Annotated in this window: 19 protein-coding genes and 1 pseudogene; 15 read left to right on the top strand and 5 right to left on the bottom strand. The window is 66.0% G+C overall.

The features are described 5' to 3' along the window. The 10 genes and pseudogenes from ACFSGJ_RS18905 to ACFSGJ_RS18860 all read left to right on the top strand — a co-directional run. Nucleotides 1-119 (top strand): annotated as a pseudogene (locus ACFSGJ_RS18905) (S-(hydroxymethyl)glutathione dehydrogenase); the annotation flags it as partial. 24 nt (nt 120-143) lie between these two features. Next, a complete protein-coding gene (locus ACFSGJ_RS18900) occupies nt 144-542 on the top strand; it encodes a hypothetical protein (RefSeq protein WP_390265498.1) in 399 nt (132 codons plus the stop codon). A 40-nt stretch (nt 543-582) separates the two neighbouring features. Beyond that, a complete protein-coding gene (locus ACFSGJ_RS18895) occupies nt 583-1,293 on the top strand; it encodes an NYN domain-containing protein (protein WP_390265496.1) in 711 nt (236 codons plus the stop codon). A 237-nt stretch (nt 1,294-1,530) separates the two neighbouring features. Continuing rightward, a complete protein-coding gene (locus ACFSGJ_RS18890) occupies nt 1,531-2,457 on the top strand; it encodes an AEC family transporter (protein WP_390265494.1) in 927 nt (308 codons plus the stop codon). A gap of 16 nt (nt 2,458-2,473) precedes the next feature. Beyond that, entirely contained in the window at nt 2,474-3,304 is an 831-nt protein-coding gene (fghA, locus tag ACFSGJ_RS18885) for an S-formylglutathione hydrolase (RefSeq protein ID WP_390265492.1), read from the top strand. Then, nucleotides 3,301-3,759, top strand: coding sequence for a YaiI/YqxD family protein (locus ACFSGJ_RS18880; RefSeq protein WP_390265490.1), 459 nt, complete (start codon nt 3,301-3,303; stop codon nt 3,757-3,759). Before fghA ends, ACFSGJ_RS18880 begins: the two co-directional genes overlap by 4 nt. After that, nucleotides 3,756-4,670, top strand: a complete 915-nt coding sequence (locus ACFSGJ_RS18875) for an ornithine cyclodeaminase family protein (protein ID WP_390265488.1) — start codon at nt 3,756-3,758, stop codon at nt 4,668-4,670. The genes ACFSGJ_RS18880 and ACFSGJ_RS18875 overlap by 4 nt, the downstream gene beginning before the upstream one ends. A gap of 79 nt (nt 4,671-4,749) precedes the next feature. Beyond that, complete coding sequence (locus tag ACFSGJ_RS18870; protein WP_390265487.1) at nt 4,750-5,400, top strand: carbonic anhydrase; 651 nt, start codon at nt 4,750-4,752, stop codon at nt 5,398-5,400. A 10-nt stretch (nt 5,401-5,410) separates the two neighbouring features. Next, complete coding sequence (locus ACFSGJ_RS18865; protein ID WP_390265485.1) at nt 5,411-6,388, top strand: sodium-dependent bicarbonate transport family permease; 978 nt, start codon at nt 5,411-5,413, stop codon at nt 6,386-6,388. A gap of 1 nt (nt 6,389) precedes the next feature. After that, entirely contained in the window at nt 6,390-6,701 is a 312-nt protein-coding gene (locus ACFSGJ_RS18860; protein ID WP_390265483.1) for a DUF3240 family protein, read from the top strand. A gap of 59 nt (nt 6,702-6,760) precedes the next feature. Here ACFSGJ_RS18860 and ACFSGJ_RS18855 read toward each other — a convergent pair whose 3' ends face one another. The 3 genes from ACFSGJ_RS18855 to ACFSGJ_RS18845 all read right to left on the bottom strand — a co-directional run bounded on the left by ACFSGJ_RS18855 (nt 6,761) and on the right by ACFSGJ_RS18845 (nt 11,326). Then, on the bottom strand, nt 6,761-7,783 hold the full coding sequence (locus tag ACFSGJ_RS18855) for an aspartate-semialdehyde dehydrogenase (RefSeq protein ID WP_390265481.1): 1,023 nt from the start codon (nt 7,781-7,783) through the stop codon (nt 6,761-6,763). Nucleotides 7,784-7,853: 70 nt separating this feature from the next. After that, complete coding sequence (locus ACFSGJ_RS18850) at nt 7,854-9,041, bottom strand: MFS transporter (protein ID WP_390265479.1); 1,188 nt, start codon at nt 9,039-9,041, stop codon at nt 7,854-7,856. Between the two features lie 65 nt (nt 9,042-9,106). Then, nucleotides 9,107-11,326 carry a primosomal protein N' gene (locus ACFSGJ_RS18845; protein ID WP_390265477.1) on the bottom strand — a complete coding sequence of 740 codons (2,220 nt, stop codon included), beginning with the start codon at nt 11,324-11,326 and terminating at the stop codon, nt 9,107-9,109. Nucleotides 11,327-11,413: 87 nt separating this feature from the next. Between ACFSGJ_RS18845 and fsa the strand changes: the two genes are divergently transcribed. The 5 genes from fsa (at nt 11,414) to ileS (ending at nt 17,654) form a co-directional block, all read left to right on the top strand. Continuing rightward, the gene (gene fsa / locus ACFSGJ_RS18840; RefSeq protein ID WP_390265475.1) at nt 11,414-12,067 is read left to right on the top strand and encodes a fructose-6-phosphate aldolase; all 654 of its coding nucleotides are present in this window, start codon (nt 11,414-11,416) and stop codon (nt 12,065-12,067) included. 43 nt (nt 12,068-12,110) lie between these two features. After that, entirely contained in the window at nt 12,111-12,821 is a 711-nt protein-coding gene (locus ACFSGJ_RS18835) for a DUF484 family protein (RefSeq protein ID WP_390265473.1), read from the top strand. Then, nucleotides 12,818-13,741 carry a tyrosine recombinase XerC gene (locus ACFSGJ_RS18830; protein WP_390265471.1) on the top strand — a complete coding sequence of 308 codons (924 nt, stop codon included), beginning with the start codon at nt 12,818-12,820 and terminating at the stop codon, nt 13,739-13,741. Before ACFSGJ_RS18835 ends, ACFSGJ_RS18830 begins: the two co-directional genes overlap by 4 nt. 48 nt (nt 13,742-13,789) lie before the next feature. Beyond that, nucleotides 13,790-14,503 (top strand): CDP-alcohol phosphatidyltransferase family protein, encoded by a 714-nt coding sequence (locus ACFSGJ_RS18825; protein ID WP_390265469.1) that lies wholly within the window; start codon nt 13,790-13,792, stop codon nt 14,501-14,503. A 190-nt stretch (nt 14,504-14,693) separates the two neighbouring features. Further along, entirely contained in the window at nt 14,694-17,654 is a 2,961-nt protein-coding gene (gene ileS / locus ACFSGJ_RS18820; protein WP_390265467.1) for an isoleucine--tRNA ligase, read from the top strand. On the opposite strand, the gene ACFSGJ_RS18815 is transcribed toward ileS, so the two are convergent. Together ACFSGJ_RS18815 and ACFSGJ_RS18810 are read right to left on the bottom strand one after the other, a co-directional pair. Further along, nucleotides 17,651-18,268 (bottom strand): aminotransferase class IV family protein, encoded by a 618-nt coding sequence (locus ACFSGJ_RS18815; RefSeq protein WP_390265465.1) that lies wholly within the window; start codon nt 18,266-18,268, stop codon nt 17,651-17,653. The genes ileS and ACFSGJ_RS18815 overlap by 4 nt on opposite strands. After that, entirely contained in the window at nt 18,241-19,344 is a 1,104-nt protein-coding gene (locus tag ACFSGJ_RS18810; protein WP_390265463.1) for an aminodeoxychorismate synthase component I, read from the bottom strand. Before ACFSGJ_RS18810 ends, ACFSGJ_RS18815 begins: the two co-directional genes overlap by 28 nt. Nucleotides 19,345-19,350: the final 6 nt, after the last annotated feature.

The following is a 19,350-nucleotide window of genomic DNA, read 5'->3' as shown; positions in this document are numbered from 1 at the left end:
TGGACGGAAAGATCGAGATCGACCCCATGATCACCCATACCCTCAGCCTCGACGACATCAACAAGGGCTTCGACCTCATGCACAGGGGCGAAAGCATCAGATCCGTCGTCCTGTTCTGACAGAGGGCGTCAAGGAGGCAGGGTTTGAACGTGCTCACCAACGGTCGGGGCCTGAACCCGCGGGCTATCGTGACGGCGGCGGTCCTGCTGCTGTCGCCGGCCGCATCCATGGCGGGTTCCGGGCTTTCGCTCGTCGTCGGGGATGAAACGATGCGCGTTCCACAGGACCAGATCCTCTCGGTCACGCGACGGGTGGATGATCCGCCGGGCGTCGCCATCCTGCTGGACGCCGTGGCCGCGCGCGAACTCGCCGATCTGACGAACCGGCATGTTTTCGCGGATATGGCGATCATCGCCGGTGATGAGGAAATCGTCCGCGTCACGATCATGGCCCCTGTCCCGGATGGCGCTATCCTTTTGACCTTCGACACGCCGGAAAAAGCCGAAAAGACCGCCGAACGGCTTGCCCCGGCGCCGCGTTGAAACCTTCGCCACCCGTTACTGCACATTTCAAGGAGCCCCGATGGCCCGCGCCGGTATCCCCCTTCTCGCCGTCCTGATCGACGCCGACAATTCATCCCCGCAATGGGCAGAGGCGATCTTTGAGGAGATCGCAGCCCTGGGCGAAGCCTCGGTCCGCCGCATCTACGGCGATTTTTCCCGCCCGCAGATGAAGGGCTGGAACGACCGTTTGTCCGCGCTCGCGCTTGTGCCGCATCACCAGCCCGCAAATACGGTGGGCAAGAACGCGAGCGACATCGCCCTTGTCATCGACGCAATGGACATCCTTCATTCCGGGCGGTTCGACGGCTTCGTGCTCGTCTCATCGGACAGCGATTTCACCCGGCTTGCAAGCCGCATCCGCGAACAGGGCCTCGACGTCTACGGCATCGGGCAGCGCAAGACGCCCGAGGCCTTTCGCAAGGCCTGCAAGCGGTTCATCTTTGTCGAGAACCTGCTGGCCCCCGACACGCCCAAACCCGACGCGGACGCATCGCGCAAAGAGGCGTCAGCCGCCGCGATCCCGCTGATCGACGCCGCGATCCGGGGCATCGGAGGGGATGAGGACTGGTATTCGCTGGGCCAGGTCGGCCAGTTCATCACCGCCGCCGTGCCGGATTTCGATGCCCGCAGCTATGGCAGCGCCAAGCTGAGCGATCTTGTGGCAAAGACCGGCGCCTATGACCTGCGCCGTGGCGACGGCAACCAGATGCTCTTGCGCAAGAAAGCCTGAACGCCAGGGTCGCACGCGAAAGGGGGTGGCAAGCCACCCCCCTTCCCCGTTCTTGACCGGGATGCAGCGCGCCCGGACCCGTCAACCAGAGGCCCGGTCGCGCTGCTCGCCCCTGACATATGGGGATGATCGCCGCGCCCCTCGATCACGGCACGGTCAACTCGGTGAGAGTGCGCCGCTGCCGCAGGTGCGAGCGCGCCGCTGGCGCACAGGATCAGACGGTGCTAAGGGCGGACCATGGCCGATATCTTCCTCAAGACATTGCCCTTCTTCGCGCTGATCGGCCTCGGCTACTGGGCCGCGCGCCGCCGCTATTTCTCGGAAGAGGCCGCGGGCGCCCTGACCCGGTTCGTGTTTTTCTTTGCACTTTCGGCGATGCTTTTCAACTTTGCGGCACGCCTGTCACTGGCCGAGATCTTCAATGGATCTTTCGTCATGGCCTATCTTGCCGGCAGCCTGAGCGTCTACGTGCTGACCAGCATCGTCGCACGGCTGCGCGGCCTCCCGGCGGCGGAAGGCGCGGTCGAGGCGCAGGTCTCGGTCATCGGCAATACCGGCTTTCTGGGCGTGCCGATGCTGGTGATGCTGCTGGGCCCGCAGGCGACCGGCCCGGTCCTGATGGTGCTGGCCATCGATCTGATCGTGTTCTCCAGCCTGATCACCATCATCATCACCGCCTCGCGCCAACGGATTTCCCCGCGCATCTTCGGCAGCCTCGCGGTTGGCCTTTTGCGCAATCCGATGATCGTCTCGATGTCGCTGGGGCTTGCATGGTCCGCAACCGGCCAGCCCCTGCCCGGCCCGCTGGATGATTTCATGTCGATCCTCGGGGCCGCCGCAACGCCTGGCGCGCTGTTTGCCATCGGTGCCTCGCTCGCCTTTCGGTCGGGGGAACGGATGGAGGTCGCAGCCTGGCTTTCCTTCGCCAAGCTTGTCCTTCACCCGGCGGCGGTCGCGGTGGCGGCGCTTCTTGTCTTTCCGGTCGAGCGTGGGGCAGCGGGTGTGATGATTGCCGCCGCGGCGCTTCCGGTTGCCGGGAATGTCTATATGCTGGCGCAACATTACGGCGTCGCCCCGCAGCGCGTGTCGGCGTCGATCCTGATCTCGACCGCGGTCAGCATCCTGACCGTCTCGCTCGTAATCGCATGGGTCAGCACGTTCTGACCGAACGGAGGACGCGATGAAGACCATTTCCGAAAACCGCTGCTTTGGGGGGGTGCAAGGGGTTTACAGCCACGCCTCCGACGCCACCGGCTGCGACATGACCTTTGGCCTCTTTCTTCCGGATGAGGCGCAGTTCGGCCCTGTGCCGGTGCTATGGTATCTGTCGGGCCTGACCTGCACCCATGAAAATGCCATGGTCAAGGCCGGCGCACAGGCCTGGGCCGCCCAGCAGGGAATCGCGCTGGTCTTTCCCGACACCTCGCCGCGCGGGGACGTGGCGGCGGATGACGCGGCCTATGATCTGGGTCAGGGTGCGGGGTTCTACGTGAACGCGACCGAGACGCCCTGGGCGCCGCATTTCCGCATGTGGGATTACGTCACGACCGATCTGCCGCGCCTTCTTTTCGCGAATTTCGCGCTGGATGAGGAACGTCAGTCGATCACCGGCCATTCGATGGGCGGCCATGGCGCGCTGACGATCGCGATGGCGCTGCCGGACCGGTTCCGCTCGGTATCGGCCTTTGCGCCGATCGCGCATCCGACGGAATCGGAATGGGGACAGAAACAACTCGGCGCCTATCTGGGCGAGGATCGCGAGGGCTGGCGCCGCCATGACGCCACGATCCAGATGCGCGAACGCGGCTTTCCCGGCCCGGTGCTGATCGACCAGGGCGCGGCGGACCAGTTCCTCGACAAGCTGATGCCCGAGGCGCTGGCCGCCACGATGATGGCGCGCCGCCAGCCCGGGCAATTCCGGATGCAGGACGGCTATGACCACAGCTATTTCTTCGTGGCGTCCTTCATGGAAGATCACGTGACCTTCCACGCAGAGGCGCTCTACGCTTGAGCGTGATCTATGTCGATGCCGATGCCTGCCCCGTGAAGGCCGAGGCCGAGCGGGTCGCCACGCGCCACGGCCTGCGGCTGATCCTTGTCTCGAACGGGGGGCTGCGCCCCTCGCAGAACCCGCTGGTCGAGACGGTGTTCGTCGCGCAGGGGGCGGATGTCGCCGACATGTGGATCGCCGACCGGGCGGCGGCGGGCGACGTGGTGGTCACGACGGATATACCGCTGGCGGCGCGCTGCGTCGCCGCCGGCGCGCGGGTCGTCAAACCGAACGGAGAGGTTCTGGGCCAGGCCAATATCGGCACCGCCCTTGCCACCCGCGACCTGATGACAGACTTGCGCGCCGCCGATCCGTTCCGCCAGGGCAGCGGCAGGGCCTTTACAAAGGCCGACCGGTCCCGTTTCCTCGATGCGCTGGAACGCGAGGTCCAGCGGGCAAAACGTGAGGCTGGATGATGGAGATGATCGGACCGGAGGCCGAGGTCCTTCTGAGCTGGGAGGGGTTGACGCAGGCGCTGGCCGCGGGTCACGACCTGCCCCGGGCCAAGATCGAGGATATCTTTCTCTACCGCGATCCGGACACGCTCTTGTCGCGCGCGGCGTGGATCGACGGCATGGGCCTTGCGGTCAAGTCGGCGACGGTCTTTCCGGGCAACCCCGCGCAGGGCAAGCCGATGGTCAATGGCGCGGTCAACCTCTACAGCGACCGGACCGGAGAGCTGGAGGCCATCGTCGATTTCCACCTCGTGACCAAGTGGAAGACCGCCGGCGACAGCCTGCTTGCCGCGAGCCGTCTTGCGCGCCCCGACAGCCGCCGCATCACCATCGTGGGTGCCGGCACCGTCGCAAGATCCATGATCGAGGCCTATTCCAGCCTGTTCCCCGATGCCGAATTCACGGTCTGGAGCCGCAACAGCCAATCCGCGCGCGCGCTTGCCGGCCCCCGCATCACCCCTGCGACCGATCTGGAGGGCGCGGTGCGCAGCGCCTGCATCATCTGCACCGCCACGATGACGACCGAGCCGCTGGTGCGGGGCGAGTGGCTGCAGCCGGGGCAGCATCTGGACCTGATCGGCGCCTATCGCCCCGACATGCGCGAAGTCGATGACGAGGCCCTGCGGCGGGCGCGGATCTTTGTCGACAGCCGCGCAACCACCCTCGACCATATCGGCGAGCTGAAGATCCCGCTTGCCGCCGGCGTCATTGCCCGCGACGACATCGTGGCGGATTTCTACGATCTGGCGACGGGCCGTTTTGCCCGGCAGAGCGACGATGACATCACCATCGCCAAGAACGGCGGCGGCGCGCATCTTGATCTGATGACGTCGCGCTACATCCTTGGCCGCTGGCGCGGGCGGGCGGGCTGAACCCTTCCGGAAATTTCCGCTCGAAACTTCGACCCTCTCCGCCTATCACTCCGCCGTTCACAGCGTGTTGGGATCAAGCATGAAACAGGCCAGTCCGCTTCCTCACTACCTTGTGCAGCGCTATCAGGGCTGGAAGGCCACGTCCTACGCCGGCAACAAGGCCTGGTATCGCCGCCTGGCCGAGGACGGGCAGCACCCGCGCGCCATGGTGATTTCCTGTTGCGACAGCCGGGTGCATGTGACCTCGATCTTCGGCGCGGATCAGGGAGAGTTCTTTATCCACCGCAACATCGCGAACCTCGTGCCGCCCTATACGCCCGACGGCGACCACCACGGCACATCGGCGGCGGTGGAATATGCGGTGACCGTCCTGCGCGTCGCGCATGTCGTGGTCCTGGGTCATTCAAGCTGCGGCGGGGTCAAGGGCTGTTTCGACATGTGTTCGGGCCGCGCGCCCGAGCTTGAGGAAAAGACCAGCTTCATCGGGCGCTGGATGGAGATCCTGCGCGGCGGCTATGAACGGACGGCCCATGTGCAGGATGACGATCTGCGCATCAAGGCGCTGGAAAAAGAGGCCGTTCTCGTGTCACTTGAGAACCTGATGACCTTCCCCTTCGTGCGCGATGCCGTCGAGGGAGAGTTTCTGACGCTGCACGGGCTCTGGAACGATATCGGCAGTGGCGGGCTGGAACAGTATGATGCCGCCTCGGGGACATTCCAGGCAATCTGAAGGGTGCGCGATGGAAAATATCCTGTCTCTGGCCGGGCAGAACCTGATTTCGCCGATCATCCTGTCCTTCGCGCTGGGGCTCGGCGCGGCGCTCGCGCGATCTGACCTGACGATCCCCGAGGCTGCTGCCAAGGCGATGTCGATCTATCTGCTCTTTGCCATCGGCTTCAAGGGCGGGGTCAGCGTGTCCGAACACGGCGTGGATCTGGGCCTTGTAACCACGATGATCGCGGGTGTGATCCTGTCGGCGGCGATCCCCTTTGCGGCCTTCGCCCTGCTGCGGGTGATGACACGCATGTCGGTGGTGGATGCCGCGGCCGTGTCTGCGCATTACGGCTCGATCTCCATCGTGACCTTCGTCGCGGGCAACTCGGTCCTGACCAGTCAGGGCATCGGGTTCGAGGGCTACATGGTCGCCGTCGCCGCCGCGATGGAGGCGCCCGCGATCCTCTCGGCTCTGTGGCTCGTGTCGCGGCAGGGCGGCGGCGGACGGATGGACGCGCATCTGTGGCGGGAAATCCTGCTCAACGCGTCGATCGTGCTGCTGATCGGGTCGTTCCTGATCGGCTGGGCAACCGGTCCGCGCGGCATGGCCGAGATCCAGGCGTTCATCGTGGCGCCGTTCAAGGGGGTGCTTTGCCTCTTTCTGCTGGACATGGGGCTGGTGGCAGGGCGGGGCCTGCGCGGCAGCCGGGGCGTCCTGTCGGCGGGTGCGCTCGGTTTCGGGGTGCTGATGCCGGTGATCGGCGCGGCCCTTGGCCTGATCGCGGGGATGATCCTGGGGCTTTCGCCGGGCGGCACGGTGCTTTTGATGACGATGGCGGCTTCGGCCTCTTACATCGCTGTGCCCGCGGCAATGCGTGTGGCCCTGCCCGAGGCGAACCCGGCCATCTACCTGACCCTCGCGCTTGGGGTGACCTTTCCCTTCAATTTGACGTTGGGCATCCCGCTATATCTGGCGGCTGCGACCTATCTGATCGGGGGCTGACATGCAGACACACAAGGCAAAGCGGGTCGAGATCATCATCGAGGCGGTGATGGAGCGCCGCCTGACTGAGGTCCTGACCGAGGCCGGCGTCACCGGCTTTACGGTTCTGCCGGTCAGCGGCGGGTCCGGGCGGTCCGGCCGCTGGAGCCGCGACGGACAGGTCAGCCGCGCGGGCGGCATGGTCGCGGTCGTCTGCCTGATCCGTCCGGAACGGGTCGAGCCGCTGCTGCAGGCCGCCTTCGGGGTGGTCGAACGCCATATCGGCGTCGTGAGCGTGACCGACTGCGAAGTGATGCGGGCCGAACGCTTCTGACGAAAAAGCCCGGACAGGATGCCCGGGCTTTTCCATGAATGCGGCTACTCAGGCCCGCATCAGCCCTTTTTCAGGCAGCGATTGCCCAGCGTTTCCGCGATCTGGACCGCGTTCAGCGCGGCGCCCTTGCGCAGGTTGTCGGACACGCACCACATGTTCAGCCCGTTCTCGATCGTGCTGTCGGTGCGGATGCGGCTGATGAAGGTCGCATAGTCGCCGACACATTCGATCGGCGTGACGTAGCCACCCGGTTCGCGCTTGTCGATCACCATGATGCCCGGGGCCTCTCGCAGGATGTCGCGGGCCTCGTCCTCGTCGAGGAAATCTTCGAACTCGATGTTCAGCGCCTCGGAATGGCCGACAAAGACGGGAACGCGCACGCAGGTCGCCGTGACCTTGATCGACGGATCGAGGATCTTCTTGGTCTCGACCACCATCTTCCATTCTTCCTTGGTCGTCCCGTCTTCCATGAAGACGTCGATCTGGGGAATGACGTTGAAGGCGATCTGCTTCTGGAATTTGCTCGGCGGCACTTCCTGCGTCGGGTTGTAGACCGCCTTGGTCTGGTCCCAAAGCTCGTCCATGCCTTCCTTGCCGGCGCCGGAAACCGACTGATAGGTGCTGACGACCACACGCTTGATCCGCGCCCGGTCGTGCAGCGGCTTCAGCGCCACGACCATCTGCGCGGTCGAGCAATTGGGGTTCGCAATGATCATCTTGTTGCGATAGCCATCGACCGCCTCTGGGTTCACCTCGGGCACGACCAGCGGGATCTCGGGGTCGTAGCGATAGAGCGAGGAATTGTCGATCACCACGCAGCCCGCCGCGGCGGCACGCGGCGCATAGGTCTTTGTCGCATCGGACCCGATGGCAAACAGCGCGATGTCCCAGCCGGTAAAGTCGAACTGTTCCAGATCCTTGGTCGTCAGGGTCTTGTCACCAAAGCTGACCTCGGTGCCCAGCGACCGGCGCGAAGCCAGTGCCACGATCTCATCCACCGGAAACTGGCGCTCGGCCAGAATGTTCAGCATCTCGCGGCCCACATTCCCCGTGGCACCCGCGACGACGACCCTGTAGCCCATCGGACCCTCCTTTGTGTCATAGGACAGCGCCAGATAACGCAAGGGGGCCTTGCGGGAAAGCGGTATTTCCCTAAGGCCGCCGGTCCTCGCTGAAGAAATAGATCACAAGGCCCGTGGCAAGCGCCGCGGCAAAGAACAGAAAGAGCGCCTGATACGCGCCGCTGCCCGCGCCACCCGCCGCGGCATGCACCCGCCCGCTGACCATCTGCAGAAGGCCAACGCCGCCGATGGAAAAGAGGTTCAGAAGCGTGACGCCCCGCCCCAGAAGATGCGGCGGCACGAAACTGCGGCCATGGGCCATGATCGCGGGAAAGGACGCCCCGAAAAAGCCCACCGCCGCCAGCAGCGCGACCGAGCCCCAGTAATCGCCGGCCGGCCGCAGGACCAGCACGACCAGACAGCACAGCCCCAGCAGGTTGCCGCCAAAGACGCCCCATTTCCGGCTGCCCAGCAGCCGGTCCAGCGGCCCATAGGCGAAACTGCCAGCGATCATCGCAAGGCCCATCACCAGCGTCGCCTGCCCGATATCGGTCGGCAGTGCGCCGAATACCTCTTCCAGATAGGGGCCGACCCAAAGCCCCCGCAGCCCGGCCGAGGGCGCATAGGCCACGAGCAGCATCGGCAGCACGAACCAGAGCGCCCGCATCCGCAAAAGATCCAGAAGCGATCCGCGCGCCCCCGTTCCCTCTGCCCCGCTGTCGGGCTGCCTTGGCAGGTCCGGAAGGACAAGCGCGATGGCTGTCGCCACGGCCAGCGTTATCACCGCAAGCGCCCAGATCGTTTCGCGCCAGCCAAAGGCGGTCACTGCCCAGGCAAGCGGCAGCGCGCTCACGATATTTCCGATCGAGCCGATGCCGATCACCAGCCCCGCCAGGGTGCCAAAGACGGCCGGCGGATAGACGCGGGCAAAGATGTAATAGGACGCCATGAGGACCGGCGCACAGCCAAGGCCGATCAGCATCATGGCAAGGTTGATCGCCATCGGGCCCTGCGCCAGCGCCAGAACCGCCGCGCCACCCGCCCCGCCGATGCCCAGCAGCACGGCCGATGTCAGCCGTGGCCCCACCTGGTCAAGGGCGACGCCGATGGGGATCTGCGCCAGCGCGAAGACCAGAAACCAGAGGCCCGAGGCGCGGGCAAGATCCTCGGCCCCCACCCCCGGAAGCGCCTGCAGTTCGGGCGCCAGAACGGCCAGAAACGCACGATAAAACTGGCTCAGCACATAGCCGAGCACCAGAAACACAAATCCGGCCTTCATGATCCCCCCGTCCCCTTGCGCGCAACCTGCCCCGGCGGCGCGGCAGGCGCAAGAGAGCGGCAGGATCAGAGAAAGCTTTGCGGGTCGATATCCACCATGAGCCGCAGGTTCGCGGGCTGTCGCACCTGCGCCAGCCAGCGGGCAATCGCCGCCTGGAGGGGCACGGCGCGATCCGCCTTGACCAGAAGCCGCACCCTGTGGCGCCCGCGCACCCGCGCGATCGGCGCCGGTGCCGGACCGAAAAGCTGCGCCCCCACGGCCCGAAGCGGCCCGTCAGCCCGTGCGAGCGCAAGACCGAAATCGAACACCTCCTGCACATCCGGCGAAGAGAGGATGATCCCCGCCATCCGGCCAAAGGGCGGCGCGCCGGCCTGCCGCCGCTCTTCGGCCTCGGCCCGCCAGAATTCCTCTTCGTCGCCGCCAAGGATCGCCCGGATCACCGGATGTTCCGGCTGGCAGGTCTGCAGCAGCGCCAGACCCTTGCGTTCGGCGCGCCCTGCCCGCCCCGCCACCTGCCGCATCAGCTGGAACGTCCGTTCCGCCGCGCGCATATCCGATCCCTGCAACCCCAGGTCGGCGTCGATCACCCCCACCAGTGTGAGCAGCGGAAAGTTGTGCCCCTTGGCCACAAGCTGCGTGCCGATGATGATATCGGCCTCGCCCCCGGCAATCGCCTCGATCTGCGCCTTGAGTGCCCGGGCCGATCCGAAGAGATCCGATGACAGCACGGCGACCCGCGCATCAGGGAAAAGCGACGCCGTCTCTTCGGCCAGACGCTCCACCCCCGGACCCACGGCGGCAAGCCGGCCTTCGACACCGCAAGAGGGGCAAACCGACGGCAAGGGCTTGGTCGCGCCGCATTGGTGGCACATCAGGCGCTTCTGGAACCTGTGCTCGACCATGCGCGCATCGCAATCGTCGCAGCCGACCTGATGCCCGCAGGCGCGGCAGATCGTGACGGGCGCATAGCCCCGCCGGTTGAGGAAAAAGAGCACCTGTTCCCCGCGCGCGACGGTCTGGCGGGCGGCCTCGGCCAGGGCGCCGGAAATCCAGCGATCCCCGGGCAGCCCGGCATCGCGCAGGTCGATCGCGCGCATCTCCGGCAGGTCGGATGTGCCGAACCGGGATGAGAGGGTCAGGCGCGCATATTTGCCCGTCTCGCCATTCACCCAGCTTTCGAGGCTCGGCGTCGCCGACGCGAGGATCACCTGCGCCCCGCAAAGCGAGGCACGCAACACCGCCATGTCCCGCGCGTTGTAGCAGACGCCGTCTTCCTGCTTGTACGAGGTGTCATGTTCTTCATCGACGACGATGAGGCCAAGATCACGGAACGGCAGGAACAGGGCCGACCGCGCCCCCACCACGAACTGCGCCCCGCCCGCGCCCACCATTCGCCAGAGCCGCCGCCGCTCGGTCATCGTGATGCCGGAATGCCATTCGGCCGGGCGCGCGCCGAACCGGACCTCGACCCGCGAGAGGAACTCGGCGGTCAGCGCGATTTCGGGCAAGAGCACCAGCGCCTGACGCCCCTGCCGCAGACATTCCGCCACCGCCTCCAGATAGACCTCGGTCTTGCCCGACCCCGTCACCCCCTTCAGAAGCGTCGTGCCATAGCTGCCGCCCCGCAGCGCCGCGCACAGGGATGCGGCAGCCGCGGCCTGATCGTCGGCCAGCGGCTTGCCCGGCAGGTCGGGCGACAGCGGCGGATAGGGCAGGTCGCGCGGCGCCTCTTCCTCGCGCAGGGCGCCGGACTTGGCCAGCCCGTGGATGACGGGGGGCGTCACCCCTGCGGCCTCGGCCAGCTCTGACAAGGTAAAGGCAAGGCCGCCGAACTCCTCCATCACCGCCAGAACCCGGCTGCGCGCATCGGTCAGCCGGGCGGGAGTGCCCTCGCCCAGCCGGTAGACGCGCCGCAATGCCGGCGGATCGCCCAGGCCCGGCGCGCGCAGCGCGAGGCGCAACATCTGCGGCAGCGGCGTCAGGGTGTAATCGGCGGCGCGTTGCAGAAACTGCCGCAGTTCATCCCGCATCGGCGCCGCATCCAGAACCCGGGACACATGGCGCAGGCGGGCGGCGTCGAAATCGCCCGCCCCCGGGCCCCAGACCACGCCCTGAACCCGGCGCGGCCCGAGCGGAACCTCGACAAAGTCACCGGTCCCGCACCCGCCCGGGGGCGCGAGATAGTCGAGCACCTTGCCCAGCGGCTGGGTGGTCAGGACGCCGACGCGGGCGCCCTCGGGGAATTCGGCGTCATTCATGGCGCATAGGTAGACACGGCTCTGCATCCTGCACAACCGCAGCAATCGAGGCTTCATACCGCGCACGCAATCGGTTAATACTCGGGTCCAGCGCAAACCCAGGGAAGAGCTTTCATGAAATTCTTCGTCGATACCGCGGATGTGGCGGCCATCCAGGAACTCTACGACCTCGGCATGGTCGACGGGGTGACGACCAACCCTTCGCTGATCCTCAAGTCGGGACGCAATATCCTTGAGGTAACCAAGGAGATCTGTGACATCGTCCCCGGCCCCATCTCGGCCGAGGTCGTGGCGCTCCAGTCCGATGACATGATCGCCGAGGGGCGCAAGCTGGCGCAGATCGCGCCGAACATCACCGTCAAGCTGCCGCTGACCTGGGACGGGCTGCGGGCCTGCAAGGTGCTGTCGGACGAAGGCCATATGGTCAACGTCACGCTGTGCTTTTCCGCCAATCAGGCGCTTCTGGCGGCCAAGGCGGGCGCGACGTTCATCTCGCCCTTCATCGGGCGTCTGGATGACATCAACCTCGACGGGACCGAACTGATCGCCGATATCCGCACGATCTATGACAATTACGGGTTCGAGACGCAGATCCTTGCCGCGTCGATCCGCACCATAGCCCATGTGACCGAGGTCGCGCGTATCGGCGCCGATGTCATGACCGCCCCGCCCGAGGTGATCCGCAAGCTCGCCTATCATCCGCTGACGGATGCGGGGCTTGAGACCTTCATGAAGGACTGGGCGAAGACGGGGCAAAAGATCCTCTGAACCCGGCTCGCAGCGCAGCCGAACAAAAAAAACGAGCAGACAGATGGCAGATGGCGCAGCCCTGAACGACGACCTGAGGAACCGCATCCTGGCCCGGCCCGATGCAGTTCTGGACGATCCCGATGTGATGCGGGCGCTCATCTCGGCGAATGAACGCGGTATGGGCAGCAATATCGTTGACCTGCGCGGCATCGCGATGCAACGGCTGGAAGAACGGCTCGACCGGCTGGAAGACACCCACCGGTCGGTCATCGCGGCGGCCTATGACAATCTGGCGGGCACGAACCAGATCCACCGGGCGATCCTGCGGATGCTCGACCCGTCGGGGTTCGAGGCCTTCCTTGGCAACCTCAGCACTGAAGTCGCGGATATCCTGCGGGTGGATCAGGTGCGGCTGGTCCTCGAACGGCCGCGCCCTGGTCCCGATGATCCGGTCCTGCGGCGGCTGGGCGATGTGCTCTGCACCGCCGAACCGGGCTTCGTGAACTTCTACATCACCGGCGGGCGCAACGTGCCCGCGCGAACGGTGACGCTCCGCCAAGGCGGGTTTTCCCCCGAAATGGTCTATGGCGAAACCGACAGCGACATCCGGTCCGAAGCGCTGATGAAGCTCGATCTCGGCGAGGGGCGCCTGCCCGGCCTTCTGGTCATGGGGTCCGAGGACCCCAGGCTTTTCAAGCCGAGCCAGGGGACCGAGCTCCTCACCTTCTTTGCCGGCGTCTTTGAACGCGCACTTGGCCGCTGGCTGGGATGAGCCTTGATCTGCCGCCCCTGATACGCGACCGCCTGCAGGACTGGCAGGCGGGGCTACGGGCGCTGGACGGGGCGTCGAAAAGCACCATAACGGCGTACGGTGCCGATGTGGCGGGCTTCCTCGCCTTCCTTGCGCGGCATTGGGGCGAATCGCCGGTGCCGCGCCGGCTGGCCGCGATCACGGCGACCGACCTGCGGGCCTGGATGGCGCATGAACGGGGGCGCGGCATCTCGGCGCGGTCGCTGGCGCGGGAACTTTCCTCGGTGAAATCCTTCTGGCGCTGGCTGGCAGAGCGTGAGGGCTTCGACCCTACGGTCGTCCTGTCCGCGCGCAATCCGCGGTTCCGCACCCCCCTGCCCCGCCCACTGGCCGAGGATGCCGCGCGCGAGGTTCTCTCGGTCGTGGGGCACCAGCATGAAACCCCGTGGATCGCCGCGCGGGACGTGGCCGTGGTGACGCTGCTTTACGGCTGCGGCCTGCGGATCTCCGAGGCGCTGGCGCTGCGGGGCTCTGACCACCCCCTGCCCGAAGTTCTGCGCGTGCGCGGCAAGGGCGGGCGCGAACGCCTCGTCCCCGTGCTTTCCGCCGCGCGAGAGGCCGTTGCCGCCTATGCGCGCCTTTGCCCGATGGACCTGACGGCGGAGGGGCCGCTCTTTCGCGGGGCGCGGGGCAAGGCGCTCAATCCCCGTCTGATCGCCAAGGCGATGGAGCGGGCGCGGATGCAGCTGGGCCTGCCCCGGACGGCGACGCCCCATGCCCTGCGCCATTCGTTTGCGACGCATCTTCTGTCGGCAGGGGGCGACCTGCGGGCCATTCAGGAACTTCTGGGGCACGCGTCGCTTTCCACGACACAGATCTACACCGGTGTGGACACCGCCCGCCTGCTCGAAGTCTATGACCGCACCCACCCCCATGCGTGACGGCACGGACGGGTTGCGAAAACGACCCAATTCAGACATGACGATGGCATGACGAAAGCGACCCAAGCCTATCTAGTCCACGCCCTTACCGCCAGCGGTGCGGTTTTCGCCATGCTTGCCATGCTGGCGGCGGTCGAACGCAACTGGGCCCTGATGTTCCTCTGGCTTGTGGTGGCCTTTATCGTCGACGGCATCGACGGCCCGCTGGCGCGCCGCTACGACGTGAAAAAGAACGCGCCGATCGTCGACGGGGTGCTGCTCGATCTGGTGATCGACTACCTGACCTATGTGTTCATTCCTGCCTATGCGCTCTTCAAGTCTGGGCTTTTGCCGGGCTGGCCGGGCTGGATCGTCATCATCGTCATCACCTTTACCAGCGCGCTCTATTTCGCCGATACCCGGATGAAGACGCGCGACAATTCCTTTTCCGGCTTTCCGGCCTGCTGGAACATGGTCGCGGTGGTGATCTTTGCACTGCGGCCCGATTTCCTTGTGACACTGGTGATCGTGGTCGTCCTGGCGGTGGCGATGCTCATGCCGCTCAAGTTCGTGCATCCGATGCGGACCAAGCGGTGGCGGTCGGTCACGATGCCGATGGCAGTGGCCTGGACGGTCTTTGCGGGCTGGGCGGCCTGGGTGAACTTTCACCCCCAAAGCTGGGCGCATTGGGGGCTGATCGTGACCTCGGTCTATCTGATCTTTGCCGGTATCGCGCAGCAGGTCATCCCGCCGCGGCGCACAAGCCCCCGGATTGGCGGCTGACCACATCCTGACGGGGCATATTGTGGCCCTGCGCGGGGCGCAGTATAAGCCGCGCATGGCTTTCCGGTTCGGCATCATCATCCGAATTACCGGCCCGGCGATCTGAACGCTTTCAGTCGCCGGGACAAGGCGCCTGAGCCTTTCGCGCCGCCCCTTCCCTGCATGACCGACATCCGAAGGACCGCATCCGATGTGCGCCGACACGCCCGACTACAAAGACACGATCTTCCTGCCCGAAACCGAGTTCCCGATGCGCGCGGGCCTGCCCCAGCGTGAACCCGAATGGCTGGCGCGCTGGGAACGGATCGGCGTCTACGACCGCCTGCGCGAAAAGGAGGGCCGCGCCCCCTTTACCCTGCATGACGGCCCCCCCTATGCGAACGGGCACCTGCATATCGGCCACGCGCTGAACAAGATCCTCAAGGACATGGTGGTCCGCAGCCAGCAGATGATGGGCCGCGATGCGCGCTATGTTCCCGGCTGGGACTGCCACGGCCTGCCGATCGAATGGAAGATCGAGGAACAGTATCGCACCCGCGGTCTTAACAAGGATGAGGTCGACGTGGTCGACTTCCGGCAGGAATGCCGCAAGTTCGCCGAAGGCTGGATCGACATCCAGCGCGAGGAGTTCAAGCGTCTGGGCGTGACGGGCAAGTGGGAAAAGCCCTATGTCACGATGGATTATCACGCCGAGGCGGTGATCGCGGAAGAGTTCATGAAGTTCCTCATGAACGGCACGCTCTATCAGGGATCGAAGCCCGTGATGTGGTCGCCGGTGGAAAAGACCGCGCTGGCCGAGGCCGAGGTGGAATATCACGACCACACCAGCCATACGATCTCGGTGCGGTTTCTTGTCCAAGGCAGCAACTGGATGCCACCGCTGGTTTCGTCAGAAGATCCCGGCACAATGACGCCAGAGTGGGCGCGCATTCAGGAAGAGCTGAAGGGTGTGAGCGTCGTCATCTGGACCACGACCCCCTGGACCATTCCGCAGAACCGCGCCGTCTGCTTCAACCCCGAAATCGCCTATGGCCTTTATGAGGTCGGATCGGTCGGGGAAAACAGCACCGCCCGCCCGAGTGAGCGTCTGGTCATCGCGGACAATCTCGCCGAGACGATCTTCAAATCCGCCCGGGTGGTGGATTACACGCGGCTCCGGCAGGTAGAGGCAAACGAACTTGCCGGGCTCACCCTCGCGCACCCGTTCCGGAACCTCGATGGCGCCAACGGTGAATGGGATTTCGGCGTCCCCATGCTGCCGGGCGATCATGTCACCGACGATGCCGGCACGGGCTTTGTCCATACCGCGCCAAGCCACGGCGATGACGACTATCAGATCGGGCTGAAATACAACCTGCCCATGACCTGGAACGTGATGGAGGATGGCAGCTATCGCGCCGACCTGCCGCTCTTCGGTGGCCAGCAGATCATCACGCCCGAGGGCAAGGAAGGTCCTGCCAATGTCAGCGTCATCAAGGCCCTGCACAGGGCGGGGGCGCTCTTTGCCAAGGGCAAGATCAAGCATTCCTACCCGCATAGCTGGCGGTCCAAGGCGCCGCTGATCTATCGCAACACGCCGCAATGGTTCGTGGCGATCGACCGGCCCGTGGGCGACGGGCAGGACGATTATGGCACCACGATCCGGCAACGCGCGCTGACCTCGATCGACCAGCTTGTGACCTGGACGCCCAGGACCGGGCGCAACCGGCTTTATTCGATGATCGAGGCACGGCCCGACTGGGTCCTGTCGCGGCAGCGGGCGTGGGGCGTGCCGCTGACCTGCTTCGTCAAACGCGGCGCCAAGCCCACCGACCCGGATTTCCTGCTGCGCGATCCGGCCGTGAATGCCCGCATCCGCGATGCGTTCGAGGCCGAGGGCGCCGATTGCTGGTATGTCGCGGGGGCCAAGGAGCGCTTTCTGGGCGGGCTGCACGACCCCGAGGCCTACGATCAGGTATTCGACATCCTCGACGTCTGGTTCGACAGCGGATCGACCCATGCCTTCGTGCTGCGCGACCGGGAGGATGGCAGCGCCGACGGTATCGCCGACCTTTACCTTGAGGGCACCGACCAGCATCGCGGATGGTTCCATTCCTCGATGCTGCAGGCCTGCGGGACCAAGGGGCGGGCGCCCTATCGGGGTGTGCTGACCCACGGCTTCACGCTGGACGAAAAGGGCATGAAGATGTCCAAGTCGCTCGGCAACACCATCGCGCCGGAACAGGTCGTCAAGGAATATGGCGCCGACATCCTGCGGCTCTGGGTGGCGCAGTCGGACTATACCGTCGACCTGCGCATCGGGAAGGAGATCCTGAAGGGCGTCGCCGACAGCTATCGCCGGCTGCGCAACACGATGCGCTTCCTCCTGGGCAACCTCAAGGGCTGGGACGCGTCCGAGGCCGTCGCGCCCACCGAGATGCCGGAACTGGAGCGCTGGGTCCTGCACCGGTTGGCGGAACTGGATACCGAGGTGCGGCGGGGCTATGCCGCCTATGACTTCCAGGGTGTGTTCCAGAAGCTCTTCAACTTCTGCACCGCCGATCTGTCGTCCTTCTATTTCGACATCCGCAAGGACGCGCTGTACTGCGATGCACCCGACAGTCTGCGTCGCCGCAGCGCGCGGACGGTGCTTGACCTTCTGTTCCACCGGCTGACGACCTGGCTCGCGCCGATCCTTGTCTTCACCGCCGAGGATGTGTGGCTGTCGCGTTTTCCGTGGGACGAAGGGTCGGTGCATCTGGAGGACATGCCGCTGACCCCCGCCGACTGGCTGGATGAACCGCTGGCGCAGAAATGGGCGGCCGTGCGGCAGGTGCGGCGGGCCGTGACGGCAGCGCTCGAGGTGCAGCGCACCGCCAAGGCCATCGGCGCGAGCCTGGAGGCCGCGCCCGTCGTGCATGTCGGGGATGAGGCCGCGCTGGCCGCGCTCCGCGGGCTCGATTTCGCCGATATCTGCATCACCTCGGATATCGTGGTGACCGGCGACCCGATCCCGTCAGAGGCCTTCCGCCTGCCCGAGGTGCCTGGCGTCGGCGTGGTGTTCGAACCCGCCGAGGGTGAAAAATGCCAGCGCTGCTGGAAGATCCTGCCGGATGTGGGCAGCCACGCCCACCCGGCCACCTGCGCGCGCTGCGACGAGGCCTTGGGCTAGGACAGGATCAGCTGCGCGGGGATCAGCCCGCGCAGCGAATTCCCCATCCACAGGCGCACCTTCGCCAGATCGTGGGCCGGGAGAACCTCGGTCTTGCAGCCTTGGTCCAGCAATTCGGCGCGCAGCACGCCGGGCAGCAGCCCCGAGGTGATCGGCGGGGTCCGCAACCCCTGTCCCCGGTCGAAAAAGAGGTTGGTGATGGTGCCCTCGCAGACCTCATCCCGTTCGTTCAGAAAGATCAGCTCGTCCACACCCGGCGCCATCCCGGCGCGCGCCCGGTCGTAAAGGCCGCGCCGTGTGGTCTTGATCCGCAGCCACGGATCGGCTGCCTCCAGCCGCTCGGCCGCGACAGCCACCCGCCAGCGATCCGGCGCCGGCGTCAGCGGCGTGACAGTGGCCTCGGCCGTTCCGTCGGGCGCAATGGCGATGCGGATACGCGCCGGGTGGCCAGGGCGCGGCGGATCGAGGCCGACAAAGGGGATGCCAAGCTGCGCACAGGTCTCGCGCGCCCGCGCCTCATGCCGTGAAAGACGGGGGTGCCGCTTGCCGTCCCAGCCGAATGTCTCGATGACTCGGAAATCCGGCGTCAGATCCGGGCGAAACGGGCTTTCCACAACGCTTCCTCATACTCGCCGACGGCGGTCGAATCCTGCACGACGCCGCCGCCCACGTTCAGCACGACCTCACCCCCGGGATAAAGCGACAGGGTGCGGATGGCCACGTTGAATTCCGCATCGCCGCCGGGCGCAATCCAGCCGATGGCACCGCAATAGACGCCGCGCGGCGCAGGCTCCAGTTCGCGGATGATCTCCATCGCGCGGATCTTGGGGGCGCCGGTCACCGAACCGCAGGGGAAAAGCGCCTGAAAGAGGCCCGGGATGTCCCAGCCCGGCAAAAGCTCCCCCTCCACGCGCGAAATCATCTGATGGACGGTTGCGTAGCTCTCGACCGCATAAAGCGCGGGTACCTGCACCGAGCCGACCTTGCAGATGCGGCTGATATCGTTGCGCAGCAGGTCGACGATCATCAGGTTTTCCGCCCGGTCCTTCGGGCTGCCCGCAAGCCGGGCGCGCAGGTCCGCATCGCGTGCCGGGTCCGGGTCACGCGGGATGGTGCCCTTCATCGGCGCCGTCTCGATCCGGTTTCCCCTGATGCGAAAGAATAGCTCCGGCGACCGGGACAGGATCACCGGCCCGATCCCCAGATCGACATAGGCGCCGTGGCCGACCGCCTGCCGCGCACAAAGCGCCGCGTAGAGGTCCGGGGCTGCCCCCATGGCCCTGCCCCGCAGCGGCATCGTCAGGTTGACCTGATAGCAGTCGCCCGCCGCGATATACCCCGCCAGCCGCCGGAACGCTGTCTCATATCCGGCAGCCGTCCAGTCGGGATGCAGGTCCGACAGCGACACATGCCCCGGCGCAGGGCTCGCCGCCGCATGGGGGGCGTCATGCACCTCAAAGGCCAGCAGCGGCACGTCCCGATCCGGGGGCAAAAGCGGGCGCAGGCGGGGTTCCATCACATAGCCAAGCTCATAGGACGCATATCCGGCCAGCCAGTGCCCCCCTGCCTGCGCCGCCACCATCGCCTCAAAGGCGGCCGGCACCTGATCCGGATGGTCCGCGATGATGAGATCACGCGGGTTCCCGAAACAGGCCGCCCCCCCGCCCGGACCTCGATCAAAGAGGATCATTCCCGC

The sequence above is a fragment of the Halodurantibacterium flavum genome, from assembly GCF_042681825.1.
Classification (GTDB): Bacteria; Pseudomonadota; Alphaproteobacteria; order Rhodobacterales; family Rhodobacteraceae; genus Halodurantibacterium; species Halodurantibacterium flavum.
Note: the sequence above shows the minus strand (reverse complement) of the source record. Positions and strands in the feature narration are given on the sequence as shown.